This window comes from Saccharopolyspora tripterygii, from assembly GCF_054778355.1.
On the sequence record NZ_BAAGZP010000016.1, the window covers coordinates 17,525 to 35,048 of the forward strand.

The 17,524-nt window shown below is 66.7% G+C and carries 16 protein-coding genes; 9 read left to right on the forward strand and 7 right to left on the reverse strand.

What is annotated here, in order from left to right:
* The first annotated feature begins 665 nt into the window (after positions 1 to 665).
* The 5 genes from ACYVF3_RS12870 to ACYVF3_RS12890 all read left to right on the forward strand — a co-directional run bounded on the left by ACYVF3_RS12870 (position 666) and on the right by ACYVF3_RS12890 (position 7,436).
* Positions 666 to 812: a ferredoxin gene (locus tag ACYVF3_RS12870; RefSeq protein WP_461154476.1), complete on the forward strand. Its 147-nt coding sequence runs from the start codon at positions 666 to 668 to the stop codon at positions 810 to 812.
* A complete protein-coding gene (locus ACYVF3_RS12875; protein WP_461154477.1) occupies positions 776 to 1,984 on the forward strand; it encodes an NAD(P)/FAD-dependent oxidoreductase in 1,209 nt (402 codons plus the stop codon). The genes ACYVF3_RS12870 and ACYVF3_RS12875 overlap by 37 nt, the downstream gene beginning before the upstream one ends.
* Before the next feature lie 15 nt (positions 1,985 to 1,999).
* Positions 2,000 to 3,601, forward strand: coding sequence for a 4Fe-4S binding protein (locus ACYVF3_RS12880; RefSeq protein ID WP_461154478.1), 1,602 nt, complete (start codon positions 2,000 to 2,002; stop codon positions 3,599 to 3,601).
* A 1,327-nt stretch (positions 3,602 to 4,928) separates the two neighbouring features.
* Positions 4,929 to 6,302, forward strand: a complete 1,374-nt coding sequence (locus ACYVF3_RS12885; RefSeq protein ID WP_461154479.1) for an NAD-dependent succinate-semialdehyde dehydrogenase — start codon at positions 4,929 to 4,931, stop codon at positions 6,300 to 6,302.
* 48 nt (positions 6,303 to 6,350) lie between these two features.
* Complete coding sequence (locus tag ACYVF3_RS12890; protein ID WP_461154638.1) at positions 6,351 to 7,436, forward strand: zinc-binding dehydrogenase; 1,086 nt, start codon at positions 6,351 to 6,353, stop codon at positions 7,434 to 7,436.
* A gap of 113 nt (positions 7,437 to 7,549) precedes the next feature.
* Here ACYVF3_RS12890 and ACYVF3_RS12895 read toward each other — a convergent pair whose 3' ends face one another.
* Positions 7,550 to 8,329 carry an SDR family NAD(P)-dependent oxidoreductase gene (locus ACYVF3_RS12895; RefSeq protein WP_461154480.1) on the reverse strand — a complete coding sequence of 260 codons (780 nt, stop codon included), beginning with the start codon at positions 8,327 to 8,329 and terminating at the stop codon, positions 7,550 to 7,552.
* A 76-nt stretch (positions 8,330 to 8,405) separates the two neighbouring features.
* Positions 8,406 to 10,694 (reverse strand): ATP-binding protein, encoded by a 2,289-nt coding sequence (locus ACYVF3_RS12900; protein WP_461154481.1) that lies wholly within the window; start codon positions 10,692 to 10,694, stop codon positions 8,406 to 8,408.
* Positions 10,695 to 10,888: 194 nt separating this feature from the next.
* Here ACYVF3_RS12900 and ACYVF3_RS12905 point away from each other — a divergent pair, with 194 nt between their 5' ends.
* Positions 10,889 to 11,548 (forward strand): LuxR C-terminal-related transcriptional regulator, encoded by a 660-nt coding sequence (locus ACYVF3_RS12905; protein WP_461154482.1) that lies wholly within the window; start codon positions 10,889 to 10,891, stop codon positions 11,546 to 11,548.
* 74 nt (positions 11,549 to 11,622) lie between these two features.
* Positions 11,623 to 12,024, forward strand: coding sequence for a RidA family protein (locus tag ACYVF3_RS12910; protein WP_461154483.1), 402 nt, complete (start codon positions 11,623 to 11,625; stop codon positions 12,022 to 12,024).
* A gap of 194 nt (positions 12,025 to 12,218) precedes the next feature.
* On the opposite strand, the gene ACYVF3_RS12915 is transcribed toward ACYVF3_RS12910, so the two are convergent.
* Positions 12,219 to 12,746, reverse strand: coding sequence for a transposase (locus tag ACYVF3_RS12915; RefSeq protein ID WP_461154639.1), 528 nt, complete (start codon positions 12,744 to 12,746; stop codon positions 12,219 to 12,221).
* A gap of 21 nt (positions 12,747 to 12,767) precedes the next feature.
* Positions 12,768 to 13,142: a transposase gene (locus ACYVF3_RS12920; RefSeq protein WP_461154484.1), complete on the reverse strand. Its 375-nt coding sequence runs from the start codon at positions 13,140 to 13,142 to the stop codon at positions 12,768 to 12,770.
* A gap of 18 nt (positions 13,143 to 13,160) precedes the next feature.
* Between ACYVF3_RS12920 and ACYVF3_RS12925 the strand changes: the two genes are divergently transcribed.
* Positions 13,161 to 13,469: an NB-ARC domain-containing protein gene (locus ACYVF3_RS12925; RefSeq protein WP_461154485.1), complete on the forward strand. Its 309-nt coding sequence runs from the start codon at positions 13,161 to 13,163 to the stop codon at positions 13,467 to 13,469.
* A 115-nt stretch (positions 13,470 to 13,584) separates the two neighbouring features.
* On the opposite strand, the gene ACYVF3_RS12930 is transcribed toward ACYVF3_RS12925, so the two are convergent.
* Positions 13,585 to 13,782, reverse strand: a complete 198-nt coding sequence (locus ACYVF3_RS12930) for a hypothetical protein (RefSeq protein WP_461154486.1) — start codon at positions 13,780 to 13,782, stop codon at positions 13,585 to 13,587.
* Between the two features lie 600 nt (positions 13,783 to 14,382).
* Between ACYVF3_RS12930 and ACYVF3_RS12935 the strand changes: the two genes are divergently transcribed.
* Positions 14,383 to 14,673, forward strand: a complete 291-nt coding sequence (locus tag ACYVF3_RS12935) for a response regulator transcription factor (RefSeq protein WP_461154487.1) — start codon at positions 14,383 to 14,385, stop codon at positions 14,671 to 14,673.
* Between the two features lie 52 nt (positions 14,674 to 14,725).
* Here the strand turns inward: ACYVF3_RS12935 and ACYVF3_RS12940 are convergent, their stop codons facing one another.
* Both ACYVF3_RS12940 and ACYVF3_RS12945 read right to left on the reverse strand, forming a co-directional pair.
* On the reverse strand, positions 14,726 to 15,970 hold the full coding sequence (locus ACYVF3_RS12940) for a cytochrome P450 (protein WP_461154488.1): 1,245 nt from the start codon (positions 15,968 to 15,970) through the stop codon (positions 14,726 to 14,728).
* Between the two features lie 129 nt (positions 15,971 to 16,099).
* Entirely contained in the window at positions 16,100 to 17,512 is a 1,413-nt protein-coding gene (locus ACYVF3_RS12945) for an FAD-binding oxidoreductase (protein ID WP_461154489.1), read from the reverse strand.
* Positions 17,513 to 17,524 lie beyond the last annotated feature (12 nt).

The window sequence follows — 17,524 nt, forward strand, 5'->3', positions numbered from 1 at the left end:
CCGACGGCTTGCATCCAGTGCAGGAGCGCGCCGCAGGTCTGCGCCGGATCGAGGAAATGGTCCGCCCAGCCGTCGTGGTCGGCGGACTCCCCGATGATCGCCGCACCACCGGAAAAGCCAGCGCCTTACACGGCCGATTGCCGCCGTCTCGAATGAAACGTGGTGCAGCCCACTGCCCGACCGGGACAGATATCGCGTGATAGGGCTCTCGATCCGATGTCGCGGCGCGAACACTTCGAAGCGGAGATCGGAGCCTGCGAGGATCAACGTTCCCTGGATGTCCAGTTCCTCGTCCCCATCCTCTTCCTCGACGACGCCGAGGCAATCGACGATCGTGGCTGCTACGTATGGTGCAGAGAAACGGCTCTGGCCAGAGAACTGCCAGGCCTCTGTCCACGGAAGTCGACATGCGTTCTCCTTCAGGAATGGCCAGGGAGCACCCGATCGCGTCGGACTCGATCCCCAGTTCCTTCCCCCGCAGGAAGTGCGCCCAGCCGGGCGGGTTGCCGCCCCGCTCCCCCGCTCGGGCTGTCCTTTGCCGCGGAACGTGCCCAGGCCGGCCATTCGGCGGCAAAATCAACGAAGCCTCAATGGAGAAGGGTCGCTCGATGACACTGAAAATCGTCGCGGACACCTCCGCGTGCAAGGGAACCGCCTGTTGTCTGATGGAATCGCCAGGCCTCTGCGACGTCGACGAGACGACCGGGAAGGTCGTCGTGCTGGTCAACGAGATCGACGAAGCACGACGCGACGAGGCGGAGACCGCGGTCCGCGCGTGCCCGACGAAGGCACTAGAACTCCGGGAATGCTGACCATGGATCGGATCGTGGTCGTGGGCGCTTCGGTCGCTGGGGTCAATGCGGTCGAAACCCTGCGCAAGAATGGTTTCAACGGTGATGTCACGCTGGTCGGAGCGGAACCGCAGCTGCCCTACGACCGGCCGCCGCTTTCCAAGGAAGCGCTGAAGACCGGCACCGCCGACGTCGCGCTCCAGCCGCCCGAATGGTACGAAGACCACGGCGTCTCGCTCCGGCTTGGCCAGCCCGCGACAGGTCTGTCCCCGACCGAGCGGGAAGTCGTGCTCGCTGACGGAAGCTGCCTGAGCTACGACGGCCTCGTCCTCGCCACCGGCTCCGCCGTGCGGCCATTGGAGCAGTCCGAGCAGACCGGGCCGGTCCGCGTGCTGCGAACGCTCTCCGACTCCGCCGCCCTGCACGCCGAACTCCGCCCCGGACGCCACCTCGCGATCATCGGCGCCGGGTTCATCGGCCTGGAGACCGCCGCCACCGCACGGGAGCTGGGCCTCGACGTCTCCGTGATCGAGATCGAAGCCACCCCGCTCGCCCGGGTGCTCGGAGCGGAGACTGGGCGGTGGTTCGCCGTTCTGCACACCGCCAACGGAGTGTCGATGCACTGCGGCAGTCGGATCGAGCGGATCGAGCGTTCCGGAGACCAGGTCAAGATCGAACTCTCCGACGGCACGGGTCTTACCGCCGACGTCGTAGTCGCCGGTGTCGGGGTCACTCCCGCCACGGCGTGGCTGACTGGCAGCAACATTTCGATCGATGACGGCATCGTCTGCGACGCACGGCTGCGCACCACTCTGCCCGGAGTGGTCGCCGCCGGGGACATCGCCCGCTGGCACAACCCGTTGTTCGGCCACGACATGCGCGTCGAACACTGGCTCAACGCGGTCGAACAGGGCCAGCATTCCGCGCTGAGTTTGCTCGGTTCGGACGAGCCCTACACGCGTGTTCCATACTTCTGGTCCGAGCAATTCGACGCGAAGATCCACAGCGTCGGGATCACCGCCGACGCCGATGTGTCGACCGTCCGCCGACTCGACACGAACAGTATCTCGATCGTTTTCGGGCGCAACGGCGTCGTGTGTGGCGCGCTGTGCGTCAACGCGCCCCGCGACGTAGCCCGCTATCGGCAGGCCGTCCAGAACCGAACGCCATGGAACGACCTCGTCTCCGCTTGAGCCTAGGAGCCCGCTATGGCCTTTGTGATCACCCAAGGATGCTGCAATGACGGCTCCTGCGTCCCGACCTGCCCCGTGCAATGCATCCGGCCCCGCCCTGGAGACCCCGACTTCACCCACACCGAGCAGCTGTACATCGACCCGAAAGCGTGCATCGACTGCGGTGCCTGCATGGACGCCTGCCCGGTGGAAGCGATCTACCCGGACTACGAGGTCCCGGACGGCTACCGCGACTACGCTGACCTCAACGCGGAGTATTTCGACACACATCCGCTGACCGCGGAAGACATGCCCAGCTACACCCGCCGCGTCCTCGCAGACGGGCACGACAGCCTCCGGGTAGCGATCGTCGGCTCGGGTCCGGCAGGCATGTACGCGACCGGCTTACTGAGCGAGATTCCCGGAGTCACTGTGTCGGTGTTCGACCGCCTTCCGACACCGTTCGGTCTGATCCGCTCCGGCGTCGCGCCCGACCACGTCCATACCAAGTCGATCGCCGACCGGTTCGGTGACTATCTCCGTCGCGCGAACGTCTCTTGCTACTTCCACGTCGAAGTCGGCCAGGACATCACGCTGCCGGAACTGCTCGACCACCATCACGCGGTTCTCTGGGCGGGAGGAGCCGACGCGGACCGCGAACTCGCGGTGCCGGGCGAGCACCTCGACGGCGTTTGGTCCGCTCGGGACTTCGTAGCCTGGTACAACGGTCACCCGGCCTTAGCGGACCGCTCGTTCGCCGCCGACGGGAACCGGGCGGTCGTGGTGGGCAACGGCAACGTGGCCCTCGACGTGGCCCGGACACTGCTGCTCGGCCCAGAGGTGCTCGAGCAGACCGACATCTCCGATACCGCGCTGGACGCCCTCTCCAGGTCCGGCATCCGAGAAGTCGACATTGTCGCGCGGCGGGGCCCCGAGCACGCGGCGTACTCGCTCGGCGAACTGCTAGCCCTATCGAAACTCGAGGGAATTTCCCTGGTCGCCGAACCCAGCGAAGTCGTCGCTGCACCGGATCACGGCCGTCGTCACGAAATCCTGCTCCGCGCGGCACGCGATGCCGAGGGAGGGCACGATCGCGTGATCCGCATGCGCTTCGGCCTGGAACCGGTCTCGATCGAAGGCAGCGATCGCGTCGAGTCGATCACCTTCCGGCGCAGCGACGAGAAGCTCGAGACAATCCCGGCAGCGGCCGTCTTCCGCGCGATCGGCTACCGCGGGCGGGAAGTCGACGGCCTGCCGTTCGACCCCATCACCGCTACGGTCCCGCACGACGCGGGCCGCGTCGTGAACCCAGCCTCCGACGAGGACATCCCCGGACTGTACTGCTCGGGCTGGATCAAGCGGGGTCCACGCGGCATGATCGGCACCAACAAGACCGACGCGACCGAGACAGTCGACAGCATTCTGCAAGACCTCGCCGACGATCGGCTCACCGCACCGAAGCACGATCCCTCGGCGTTGGCCGAACTGCTCGCGGCCCGAGGCCTCAACGTTGTCGATAAGGCCGGGTGGCAACGGATCGACAAAGCCGAGAAGGCCCGCGGCGCCGGCCAGGGCAGGTCGCGCAAGAAGTTCATTGCGCTGAGCGAGATGCTGCGCGCCTCGCGCGGCGAAGCGTGACCTCCTGCCGACCTGCCCGAACAGGCAGGTCGGACTTCGTATCGGTCCACAGTCGGACGGTCTACGGCACAGGAGCAAGCGAACGCCGCAACAACACCTGGTCAGCGACGCGGTCGCCCGAGCGCAGTGCACCGTCCATGGCTCTCGTCCAACATGTGCTCGACCACGAAATGGATTGCGTCCCTGCTCACGCACGAGCGAGCAACGCTGGCAGCCCCGGGAAGTCCGCAGCGGGCACGACGACACAACTCCCCCGGCGTACACCTCCTCGTCCAGTCCTGGAGGACGCCAGCGAGCCGCTCCGGCTGGCTACCGATCGCGGCCCGTTCGAGATCGTCGAGATCCGTGTGATCTCCTGCAAAGTGCATGCGATTGTGCGGTACGGAGAACTGTGCGGCAGCACTAGCCAACTCGGTGGCGAGACGTTCGTCGGTATGCAGTTCGATCTCGGCTCCATCGAGGAGCTGACGTACCGTGTGCACTGCCGAACTCACCCGCAAGTCGAGCCCCTTGGCAAGGGGTTCGTACACGGACTGCGATCCGCCGGCCATCCACCGCGCGGTGAAACAACCCATCTCGTCGAACTGGCGCGTCTCGAAGTGGCTCGGAGCGGGAGATCGCGGCGAGCACCGCCTCGACGTCCGGCGAAAAGCCCAATCGGCCGATCCATTGGCTGACCATCTCGTGAGGCGAAGGAGCCCCTTCTTTCCCCGCCGCTCGGTTCTCGAAGTCGACGGCGGCGAGCCACTTACCGCGAAAGGGTACCCCACCGACTATGAGGTGGCCTTCGTTGCGCATGCAGTGCACGAACAACTACTCGTCCGGTTCGGTGTCCTCGAACCCAACAAGGGCTTTGATAGGTCGACGCAGAGCTCAGCGACGGCTCAGCAATCCCGCCGATAGGAGTTCTCCGCCAAGCTCGTAGTGTTGTCCGGCGGCGAAACCGGTACGGTCGGTATAGGCACGCCGACGCAGTCGCGCGCTTTCGAGGACGACGACCGGTACTCCGGCGACTTAAAGCCGTCGTGCGGCAGCCAACCAGGCTACGCCCACGCCGATCACCGCAACCAGTCGCGTGCCGTCGCCCGTCGCTTCCATGGACACGTCCGCTCCCCAGGTCGAAACGAGCGCCTTTCCGCCTCCCAGCAGATCGTTCCTCTGACAGGGAGCGAGGAGTCGCGCTTGAAGTACGCCAGTCTGCGCTGCCGACGCGCCTCCCTAAGACCCTCCCCCGTGAGGGTGTTCAATGTCGTCCGGGAGGCCGATCACGTCCGGCAATGTGCTTTGAATGGCACAGCGCCGGACGAGCTGAAAAGCGAGGGACCAGATGAGCAAGTACAGCGTGACCGACCCGAGCACCGGTGAGACAGTCGCGACGTTCGCGACCCATTCCGACGACGAGGTGCGAACCCGAATCGATCGCGCGGACGCCACCTATCGGAAATGGGCGAGGTCTTCACCGGTCGCCGAACGATCCGCGCTGCTGGGCCGGGTCGCCGGGCTTTACCGGGAACGACGCGAAAATCTCGCCGAGATCGTGGTGCGCGAGGTCGGCAAGCCGATCACCTCCGCGCTCGGCGAGGTCGACCTCTCCGCCGACATCTTCCAGTACTACGCGGACAAGGCAGAGGAGTTCCTCGCCGACGAACAGCTCGAGCTGCGGGACACCCCTGGTAAAGCGATCATCCGGCGCGGTCCGATCGGGACAGTTCTCGGGATCATGCCATGGAACTACCCCTACTACCAGGTCGCTCGGTTCGCCGCGCCGAATTTGCTGCTCGGCAACACGATCCTGCTCAAGCACGCCTCGCAGTGTCCCGCCTCCGCCGCGGCGATTGCCCAGATTTTTCTCGACGCCGACTTTCCCGTAGGCGCCTACGAGATGCTTTACGCCACCAGCGCGCAGATCGCGGACGTCATCGCCGATCCGCGGGTGCAAGGGGTTTCGGTCACTGGGTCCGAGCTTGCCGGCGCGGCGGTCGCTCGGGTCGCCGGGCAGCACTTGAAGAAGGTCGTTCTCGAACTCGGCGGGTCGGATCCGTTCATCGTGATGAGTAGCAACGACCTCGACGCGACGGTCGAATACGCGCTATGGGCGCGGTTCTACGAAAACGCCGGGCAAGTGTGCTGCGGCGCCAAGCGATTCATCCTCGCCGATGAGATCTACGAACCATTCATGGAGAAGTTCCTGGCCGCCCTGAGGGAATTGAGGCCGTCCGACCCCGCGAAGCCCGATACCTTGCTGGGCCCGGTTTCGTCCGCGGGAGCCGCCGAGACTCTGGCTGATCAGCTGAACAGGGCGGCCGAAGGCGGAGCGCGAGTCGCGCTCGGCGGTGGACAGGAGGGCGCGTTCGTCGAGCCGACCGTACTCGTGGACATCGCTCCCGGGAACGAAGCTGCCCGCGAAGAATTCTTCGGGCCATTCGCGCACATTTACCGGGTCTCGTCGGAGGACGAAGCGATCGCGGCAGCCAACGACACGCCGTTCGGCCTCGGTGCCTACGTGTTCAGCGCGGACCAAGAGCAGGCGCTGCGGATGGCCGACCGAATCGAGGCCGGCATGGTCTGGGTCAACACCCTCGGCGGCGAAGGCCCTGAGGTGCCCTTCGGCGGAATCAAGCGTTCCGGCTTCGGACGAGAGCTGGGCCGTTTCGGCGTGGACGAATTCGCAAACCGCAAGCTCATCCGAACCAACGCGTGAAAGGAGAGCCCGATGGGATTCGAAGGGCGTAAGACGCGCGCCGCGGTAATGTACGGCGTCAACGAGCCGCTGACCGTCGAAGAGATCGAGGTCGCCGAACCAGGTCCGGGCGAGGTCATGGTCAAGCTGGCCGCGAGCAGCGTCTGCCACAGCGATCTCCACGCCCTTGACGGCAGCTGGCCCCCGCAGGTGCCGATCGTCCTCGGGCACGAGGGCGCGGGCACGATCGAGGCGGTCGGTCCGGGCGTGACCCGGCACGCGGTGGGCGATCCCGTGTCGCTGTCCTGGACGCCGGGATGCGATCGGTGCCGGTTCTGCCTGGCCGGCTGTCCGAATCTGTGCGAACGGATGATGGCGACGACGGGCGCGAACGTGATGGTCGACGGCACGACCCGGCTGCGCACGGGTGCCCAGGAGATCTACACCTACATGGGGACCGGCTCGTTCAGCGAGTACACGGTCGTGCCGGAAACCGGTGCCGTCCCAATTCCGGCCGGCTCGCCGATGGACGTCGCCGCGGTCGTCGGATGCGCTGTCACGACGGGGTTCGGAGCCGCGACCAAGACCGCGCGGATCAGTGCCGGCGACACCGCCGTCGTGATCGGGCTCGGCGGAGTGGGGCTGTCGGTGGTCCAGGGCTGCGTCGCCCAATCGGCCGGCATGGTGATCGCGGTCGACGTCCATGAAAACAAGCTGGCGATGGCCAAGCGATTCGGCGCCACTCATGTCGTCAACGCGCGGGAGACCGACCCCGTCGCAGCCGTCGCCGAAATGACGGTTGGGCGCGGGGCGAATTTCACGTTCGAGGCGATCGGGTTTAAGGCGACGATCGAACAAGCGATCGGGATGCTCGGGCCGAGGGGCACCGCGGTGCTCGTGGGCATGCCGCCCTCGGGCGTTGTCTTCGAAGCCGATCCGACGGTTGTCGCGGCGTTGGAGCTGAGCATCGTGGGTTCCAACTACGGGTCGGCGAACCCGCCGATCGATTTCCCGAGGATCCTCGGCCTGGCCCAGTTGGGCCGGCTCGATCTCGCGGCCCTGATCACCCGGCGCATCGCACTCGACGACATCAACGAAGCGTTCGAGCATATGAAGCGAGGCGAAGGAATCCGCACCGTCGTTCATCATCGCTGACTTCAGCCAACCGCAGACGCTTTTCTCTGATGTGAATCGAAGTGTTGAGTCGTGAACAGCGGGGTCCGATCACGTGAGGTGTCGGACCCCGCTGCTGGTTGCTGGGCGACGTCCTACTGGACCGTCACGCCGCCGTCGACTACCAGAACCTGCGCCGTGATGTAGTCGGACGCCGTCGAGGCCAGGAAGACCGCCGGCCCGACGAACTCTTCGGGCTGAGCCCAGCGCCCCATGGGCACCTGCCGCCGGATGAACGTCGCGATATCCTCGTTCGACAGGTCCGGCAGCATCGACGTCTCGACGTAACCCGGTGCGATCGCGTTGACCTGGACGCCCTTGCGCGCCCACTCCAGACCGATCGCGCGGGTCACCCCGACCAGCCCGTGCTTCGCTGCGATGTAGGCACTGTCGTTGCGCATCGCGACCAGTCCGAGCACCGAAGCGATATTGATGACCTTCCCGCCGCCGTCCTTTAGGAACGGCGACGCGGCCTTGGTGAGCAGCCAGCACGACTGCAGGTTCAATTCGAGGATGCGCTGCCACACCGACAAGTCCGTCTTCTCGATGGACGAATCGTGGTCGTCACCTGCGTTGTTGACCAAGATGTCGAGGCCGCCGAGCGTCTGCGCAGCGTTCTCGACGCATGCGTCGATCGCCTCCGGCGAGCGCAGGTCGACCGGGTAGGGAGCGAAGCTACCGGGCGCGTCCGCGGCGAGTTCGGCAGTCTCTTTCAGGCCGTCTTCCGAACGGGCCGCGCCGATCACGTGCGCGCCCTGCTGCGCGAACCCCACAGCGATCGCCTGTCCGATGCCGCGGCTGGCGCCGGTCACCAGAGCGCGGCGGCCGGTGAGGTCGAAATCCGGGAGGTAGGGAGAATCCGCTGCGTTAGTCATGCCCGCACGATGGCAGCCGAAGCACCGGCGTCCCCGGCACCGAGTGCGAAAACAGCCCGGTCGGGGGTCAGTGCGATCAGATCGCGTCTTTGTGCTGCTGCGCGATCCAGTTCGCGATCTGGGTTCGCGACGTGAAGCCCAGTTTCGTCAGCGCCTTCTCGACATGACCGTCGACCGTTCGCGGGGAGAGGACCAGCCGCTCCGCGATGTCCCGGTTCGTCAGGCCTTCCGCCACCAGCGCGGCGACCTCCCGCTCGCGCTTCGTCAGCACGGTCGCCTGTTTCCTCGTCGTAGCGGACGCTGCGGACTGTTCGCCCATCGCCATAGCGAAGGCGGCATCGGAGGGCAACGCTCGCCCCCGATCGAACGCGGCCTGGAACTTGACCTCCCCCAACTGCTGTCGAGCCATCCGCTCGAAACGCTCGTGGTGCTCGATCAAGTGCACCGATCCGGCCATGGGCGAACCCAGGGCGCCCCACAAGGCAGCGGAGCCGCCGAACAACGCGGCCGCCCTGTCGCCGTTCTGTTCGGCCGCCATCGCCCACGCCAGGAGTTCGAGCGCGAAGGCGAGGCCGAGTGTGTCGTGGAACAAGCGCTTGATTCGGATCGCCGCGGTCAGGTCGGCTTCGGCCTGCCCCGGCTTCCCGGCGAGCACATTCAGCAAGCCGCGCACCCACAACGCGTACGACCGCTGCCATCGCTCCCCGGCCTCTTCGCAGTGGTCGAAAAGTTCCTCGAGCACCTGTGCACCGCCAGCGAGATTTCCAGACAGGACGAGCGCGCACGCCATCTCCGCGCGCAGCAGGTCCGGGTACTGCGCCTCGACGTCAGCTTCTTCGTACTGATCGAGAGCTTCGGCGAACAGCACGATCGCCTCCGACAGGTCGGAACGGAAGTAGTGGCTCACCGCGAGGGCGTGCTTGGCGTAAGCCTGCGCGCCGGGATCTTCGAAGCGCGCGGCGAGATCGGCCGCTTCCCGCACGAACGCGGTCGCCTCGCGCTCGGCTCCTTGGACACCGGCCAGGTAGGAGGCGGTCGCCAGGCCCCAGGCCCGTTCCCGAGTCGACTCCGGGCACAACGGCAACGCCCGTTCTAGCCAAAGCCGCCCCTCGGTGGTGTGGTCCATAGCCAGCCAGAACCACACCATTCCGGCCATGCGCAGGCCTCGGACCGCCTCCCCTGGTTCGGACAAGCAGTACTCGAAGGCACGGCGCAGGTTGGCGTGCTCGCTGCGAAGCCGGCTCGCCCACTCCAACTGCCGGGGACCAGGCCATTCCGCAGCTGCTTGGTCCATCAGCCTGGCGTAGTAGTCGCGATGCCGTTGGTGCACCACGCATTCGTTCCCGGCTTCGGCGAGCCGAGCCTGGCCGTACTCGCGAAGGGTCTCGAGCATGCGGAAGCGGGCGTGTCCGTCCCGTTCTTCCCGAATGATGACCGACTTGTCGAGCAGTCCGGCCACCGTGTCGAGGACCGCGTGAGCAGGAAGCGCCTCGTCGGTACAGACCGCCTCTATCGCCTCGGTGTCGAACCCACCGACGAATACCGACGCCCGGGCCCAGAGCACCCGCTCGCTTGGTGTGCACAGCTCGTGACTCCAGTCGACGAGCGCCTGCAGCGTCTTGTGCCGCTCCGGGTCGTCGCGGTTGCCCTCACGCAGCAACTGGAACCGGTCGTCGAGATGGCGCTCGAGATCATAGACAGTCAGCACCCGCAGCCGCACCGCCGCCAATTCGATCGCCAGCGGGATTCCCTCGAGTCGGCGGCACAGCCGCACGACCGCCTGCTCGTTGGCGGGAGTCAGCTCGAATCCGGGCACCGCTGCAGCCGACCGGTCAGCGAAAAGCGCGACCGCGGGAAACCGGGTCGCTGTACCCGGTTCCAGTGGTTCGCCCGGCTCCGGGACCGGCAACGGCGGTACGGGGAAAACGTGTTCGCCGGCGAGCCGCAGGGACTGCCTGCTGGTGGCGAGCACTCGGACATGCGGAGCAGCCCGCAGCACTTGGCCGGCCAGCGCCGCCGCGGCCCCGATCAGGTGCTCGCAGTTGTCGAGGACCAGGAGCAGGCGACGCTCCCGCAGGTGGTCGCACACGACGTCGAGCTGCGAGCGAGTCGACTGTTCTCTGATCCCCAGCGAGTCCGCGACCGTGTGCGGGAGCAATGCGGGGTCTTTCACTGATGCCAGCTCGATCAAGCAGGTCCCGTCCGGGAACGCCCGGCGAACCTCCGCGGCGACGTTCGCGGCGAGCCGCGTCTTCCCCACGCCGCCGATGCCGGTCAACGTCACCAGTCTGGCGGTGGTCAGCAGCTGCCGGACCGCGGCGACGTCCTGCCGCCGTCCAACGAAACTCGTGAGGTCGGCGGGCACGCTGTTCGGCTTCGTTGCCATGTGATCCCTACGTGCTCGGATGGGGTGCGCTCGGGCGATCGTACGTCCGCTTGTGCTGCCTGGGCCAGACGGCGGAAACCGTATACAGGCACCTGTGCGGGTAATTTCCCGCGTGCCCGGCGCCGCCGCCCGCAGCGAGTCTGTACCCGGTTTCGAACTGCGGAGGTGTTGTCATGGCCTTGGTCACCGTCGATCGGGTCGGCGAGGACGCCGAACTGGCATCTGAGGACCACTGTCAAGTCCAGCAGATCCTGGTAGTGGATGAGAACGAACTGGTGCTGGCAGGGCTGCGTGCGGTGCTATCAGCCGAGCGCTGGGTGGGCACCTGCCTGACGGCCGACTCGGCGGACACGGCGTGGCAGGTCGCGCGGCGGCAGAACCCGCAGGTCGTGCTGGTCAGCACGGCGCTCGGTGGGCGCTCCGCGTTGGAGCTGTGCCGTACCTTCAAAGAGCGGATGCCGCACGTCCGGATCGTCCTGATGTCCGGAGAAGGTCGATTGTCGGCCGCCTCCGCCAAACTGCACGGTGCCGTCGCAACCTTCCCGAAGCACATGCCGGCCGCCGCGATCGTGACGACGATCCGCCGCGTCGCCGACGGTGCGCGAGTCTTCGCCAAAGAACCGGAGTCGCCGCTGCCGGAGCAGTTGTCGCAGCGGGAGCTGTCTGTCCTGCAACACCTCGCAGCGGGGTTGAGCAACGTTGAGGTCGCGGAGGCACTGAATCTGTCCCGCTGGACGGTGAAACAGCACACCAGTGCCGTTTACCGCAAATTGGGCGTGCGCAACCGCGCCGGCGCCGCCAGCCGCGCACAGCATCTGGGCCTGCTGCCCTGACCTCTCTTAGCCCGGCCGGGTGCCGTCCCGACCGGGATCCGCATTTTCTCCCGACGAAAGGCAAAGGTGCCCGCATGCCGCACGAGAAGATCAATCCCGACGCCCTCGCCCGCCCGCACGGGTTCGCCCACGTCGTCGTAGCCACCGGCAGCCGAACGGTAGTGACCTCCGGCCAGGTGGGCGTGGACGCCGACGGCAAGCTCGTCGGCACCGACTACCGGTCACAGGCGCGGCGCGCCGCCGAATGCATCTACGCGGCCGTCGCCGCCGCGGGCGGTACGCCTACCGACATCGTGCGGCTGATGCTCTACGTCGTCGACCCGACCGAGTCGAACCTAAATGATCTCTACCAGGGCTTGGGCGAAGCCGCACGCGAGGCCGGCGCAGGCCGGACCGTGATGACCTTGATCGGCGTCACGGCGCTGTCGGAACCCGGCTGGCTGGTGGAGATGGACGCCACCGCGATCCTCGACTAGCTTTCCGGCCCGCTCCCGGCAGAGTCGAGCGACACCGGTAGACGTGCAGCGCCGCACCGAGGAGGATGGGCTTGGCGCCCGACCCGGCAAAACCGGAACCCCGCCTTCCCCGCCGAAGTCTCCGGCTTTTTCGGCAGGCGAAGCGAGCTGATGTCGATTCGGCAGCTGTTCTCGTCCGCGCGACTAGGAGCTGTTTAGGAAGTGATCTTGGCGAGGTCGTGTAGCCAGATGTCGATGGTGGCGATCTGCACGGTGGATCCCGCATTCCACAGCGTGGCGCTGTCGATAGGCCTCGGAGTCGAAGGCGGGTGGCCGACCTCCGGCCGAACCGCGGGCGCGGCGGTGGGCGGCTTGATCTCTCGGGACCGGGATGGTCGCCATGATCCCGTGCCTACGGGTAGAAACGGTTCGCGAGAGGGATACGCCTTGCCGACCAGCACCCGTTTCGGGCGAGTGCTCGGGCGCCCGCGTCCGGGACGTGCCACCCGGATCGCGTCGAGTACGGCGGTCATCTGAGGACTGTCGGCGCGTTGACCGGGGGTGATGACTAGCGATAACGGCTTGCGGCCTTCCTCGCAGGCCAGATGGATCTTCGTCGTGAAGTCACCCCGGGGCCGCCCCAGACCATGATCGGCCGGTTCGTCACCGGGAGGTTCGACCTGCTCATCGGGCCGACGGGCGAGCTCCGGCGGCGTGCGGGTGAGCCCGGTTGATCGTGGAATCCACCGACACCTGCCAGTCGATCAGCCCTGTCTGATCCGCCCACGTCCGCAATGCCGAGAGGATCCAAGGCCACACGACTCACGCTGCCAGCGGCGAAACAGCTGGTAGATCCACTGCCAATGCCCATAGCGTTCGGGCACGCCCCGCCACGGAGCACCGACCCGCACCGGCCACCGGATCCCATTGAACAACGGCCGCCGTGTCCATTTCGGACGCCGCCCTACCACGGGTCGAGGCGGCAACACACGTAGCAACGCCACCCATTGCCGGTCCGTCAGATCCTTACGCGCGCCAACCGATACGCTTCCCACCGAGGTCTCCGGATAGATGTTGATCTTCTTGTGGTCGGTGATCCATCTACCGGAGACCTCTCTTCTTCCCGACAGCACCCCCACGTTCCTAAACAGCTCCTAGTGACACTCACCGGCATCGGCGGAGTAGGAAAAACCCGGCTGGAGCTGCAGGCCGCCGACGAGATGCGGCGGGCGTTCCCCGGGGGCGTCTACCTGGTCGAGCTGGCCTCGCTCGCCGAGCCGGATCTGCTCACCCAGGCCGTGCTCGACGCGCTGCTAATCCGGGAACGGCCCAAAGTGGACGCCGCGGTCGCACTCGAGCCATACCTGAGCGACCGCCAGATGCTTCTGGTGCTCGACAACTGCGAGCCCTCGTCGACGCCGCAGCCGCGCTCTTCGCCCGTCTCCTGCGGTCGGCACCCGACTTGAAGATCCTCGTGACCAGCCGGCACGCGCTGCGCATCTCCGGCGAGCATCTCTGCCCGATCGCGCCGCTGAGCGTGCCCGATGCCGAGGCCCTGTTCGCATCCGGCACAGCGCCGGACTATCCGGCCGTCGGGCTTTTCCAGGACCGATCGAGCGCGGTCGTGCCCGGGTTCGCGATCACCGAGGACAACGAAGCCGCAGCGGTCCGTTGTGCCGACGACTCGAAGGCATCCCGCTGGGGATCGAACTCGACGCCGTCCAGTTGCGGTTCCTGCCCCTGCGGGAACTGGCCGACCGGCTCGACGGCCGCTTTCAAGTGCTCCGCGAGGGTGCCCGCGATCTACCGGAGCGGCATCGGACGCTCAGCGTGCTCATCGGCTGGAGCCACGATCTCTGCACCCCCGCCGAACAGCTCCTCTCGGCGCGCGCTTCGGTGTTCGCGGGGGCGGGTTCGCGACCGACGCGCTCGAAGCGGTGCGCACACGACCGCGCCCTGCCTGCGTCGATCCTGCTGGATACTCTGGCGGGGCTCGTCGACGAGTCCGTCCTTGCCCGGGAGGAGCACCGCGGGCAGGTACGGTTCCGGATGCTGGAGACGATCAGCGAGTACGGCCAGGGCCGGCTCGCGGACTCGAGCCGAAGGGTCGTGCCTGGCCCGGCGACACCGCGACTGGTTCGCGGATCCCGTGGACACCGACCCGAGAGCGGGCGGGGCCACGCCAGCTGGAGCTGCGCATCGATCACGCCGACATCCGGCTGGCCCTCAACCCCTCGATGGCGCGTCCCGACAACGTGCCCACCGGGCTCCGGATCGCGGCCCAGCCGTGGTTCTGGTCGGCGACAGATCACCTGAACGAAGCGCGGCTGTGGCTCGACCGAGACTTGGCCCAACTGTCCGAGCCTCTGTTACGAAGCCGTGCGCGAACGCGGGAGCGCGCTCAGCGTCGACGAAGTGTTGCGTTACGCGCTGCCCGGGAGCACGGACGACACCGCTCCGGCGCGCGCAGCGAACCGCCTGACCCGACGGGAAAGGCAGGTGGCGGACCTGGTCGCCGAAGGGATTTCCAGCAGGCAAATCGCCGACAAGCTGGTGATCGCGGTCCGCACCGCTGAAGGGCACGCGAAGAAGATCCTGACCAAACAGGTATTCACGAGCCGCATCCAGATCGCGAGCTGGTTCGCCCGGCAGCGGGCCGGTGACGCGTAGCCGCTTCGCCTGGCCCGCACGCGTGAACGCGGGCCAGGCGAAGCGATCGCGATCAGCTCAGCCGCACCGGCATGGCCGTGTACTGGTTGAGCGAATACGACGAAGCCATCGCCGTCTCCCCGGCGAGCCGGATATCCGGATACCTCTTGACCGTTCCTTCGATCATCAGCCGCAACTCGAGCCGGGCCAGCGCGGCACCGAGGCAGAAGTGCCTGCCTCCTGCCCCGAACGCCTGGTGCTGCGGGTTGCGGCGGACGTCGAACACGTCCGGGTTCTCGTACACGCTCTCGTCCCGATTGCTCGACGAGTACCACATGGCGACTTTGTCGTTCTCCCGCACTAGTTTCCCGCCGAGCTCGACATCGCGCGTCGCTGTGCGGCAGAAGTTCGTGAACGGCGGGAACATCCGCAGCGCTTCCTCAACCGCGCCGGGGATCAGCGACGGGTCCTCGACCAGCAACCGCAACTGGTCGCGGTTCTCCATCAGCGCCTTCATCGCGCTTACATAGGTCGACTTCGTGCTGTCGTTGCCCGCGGAGAGCACCAGCAGGATGGTCATCGCGATCTCTTCGTCGGTCAACGGCGCACCTTCGACTTCCCCGTTGACCATCACGCTGATCAGGTCCTCGGTCCCCGCCACCGGGCCGGCGTCCGCGCGGCGGCGGGGTTCGATCAGCTTCGTCGCCTCCCGGACCAGGAACGGGACGAACTCGTTGACGTACTCGTCCAGCCCGCCCGGGTTGTACCCAGGGTCCTCGCGGGCCATGTAGCGGTTCATGTAGGCGCTCCACTTGGCGTCTTCTTCCTCCGGGATCCCGCACATCCCGTGGATGACCCGGGAGACGATCGGCTGCGCGACCTCGTCGACCAGATCGACCGTCTCCCGCCCCTCCACGCGGCCGAGGACGGTGCCCACGATCCCTCGGATCCACGGCTCGTCGGCGGCGATCCGCGACGGCGTGAACCGTTCAAGGAACAGGGTTTTAAACCGGTCGTGCCGCGGCGGGTCCATCGCGATGAACGTCTTGTTGTCCAACGCGGTGATCACTTTGTTGTCGAGGTTGTCGATCCCGGTGCGCTGCGAAGAATAGGTCTTCCAGTCCCGGTTGACCGCCTCGATGTCCTTGGCCTTCGTCACCGACCAGAAGCCCGGCATGTCCGGCGGTCCCGGCGGGCCGGACCAGTGCACTGGGCACTCCGCACGCATCCGCGCGAAGAGCTCGAGCGGCGGACCGTCCTTCCAGAACTCGGGGTCGCCGACATTGACCTGCTCAACAGGCTGTTCGCTTGCGGCCATCAGGCCCTCCAGACGTCGATCGCGTGCCGCCTTGGGCGGCCGAAGTTCTTGCTCTACTCATACCGATCCCACCTGGCCCGCAACGGAATCGAAGGCAGACGGCGCCCATTCAGGGGACCGGTGCGGCTACTAGTCCCCGGGCGGGATATTGTGATTGCGGTGGAACACATTGTGCGGGTCGTACTGGGCCTTGACCGCCCGCAGCCGTGCCCACGCCTCGGCGCCGTGCGCCTTGCGGTGCCGCTCGGCATCCGGGACCTGCTGGACATTGCCGTACACGATTCCGGTGGTGGTACCGGTCGCCCGCACGGCCGCGATGGTTTCGTCCGACCAAGACGAATGAGACTCGTCGCCCGACTCGTCTTCCCAGAACGCGGCAGTGCCGACACTCCAGGCGCCACGGCGGCCGCGCGGGAAACAGCCTGGGTCGTCGGGCACCTCAGCCACCGCACCGCGGTAGGGGTACGCAATGAGGTAGCCGGACAGCCCGCGTTCGGCGAGCAAGCGCGCCCGCGCGACAACGGTGTCGATCACCTTGTCTGTCAGCTCCCCGACCTGTTCCTCGTCGAACCACTGCCGGATGGCCGGATAGTCGCCGTCCATCGAAGCCATGAACTCGAGCAACTCCCGCTCCCCAAGCTCGCCGACGACCGGGGCGAACGCGTCCAGCAGCGGCTGGACTTCTTTTCGCGCCTGATCCAGGTCGTCGCCGACATGGACGATCGTGACGGACAGGACGAGCTTGCCGTGCAGGTGCTCCGGAATCCACTCCTCCGGCGGGGCCGGGAGGAAATCGAGCATGAGAGAGAAATCGCCGGATGCACTGAGGCTGAACTCGCGCAGGAATCGCAGGATCTCTTCGGCCTGCGCGCCGTCGTAGATCAGCCCGCCCGCCAGCATCGGCCCGATCGGGTGCAGCTTCATTTTGATCCAAGTGACGACTCCGAAGTTGGCGGCTTCGCCGCGCAGAGCCCAAAAAAGCTCCGGATGTTCGTCCGGGGCGGAGCGGAGGACGGCGCCGTCTGCCGTAACGACCTCAGCCTCGAGGATGGTGTCCACTCCCCATCCGAGCTTCGGCGACATCCAACCGATTCCGCCGTGCAACACGACGCCGCCGACCCCGGTCGACGTCGCCCCGCCCACAACCGCGCCCAGTCCGTGGACGAGCGTCGCCGCTTCAAGGTCGGCGCCGTTCGCACCGGTCTGCACCCAGGCGGTCTGTTCCTTCGGATCAACCTTGACCGACCGCATCGGCGCCAGGTCGATGACAACTCCTCCGTCAACCGAGGCGAAACCGGCCATGTGCCGTCCCTGTGACTTGACCGCGATATCGAAGCCCTGCGCGGTGGCGTACCTTACGGCGGCTACAACGTCCGCAGTTCCCGCGCAGCGCGCGATCAACGCCGGGCGCTGGTCATGATAAGCGTTGAAGAGCTTGCGCTGCTCGTCGTATGCCGCGTCGTCCGGTTCGATCAGCTCGCCTAGAAACCTAGCGCGAACGGATTCCAATGCGGATTCGATGGTCGTGTCGTCTGGCTTCATCAGGCGCTGCCT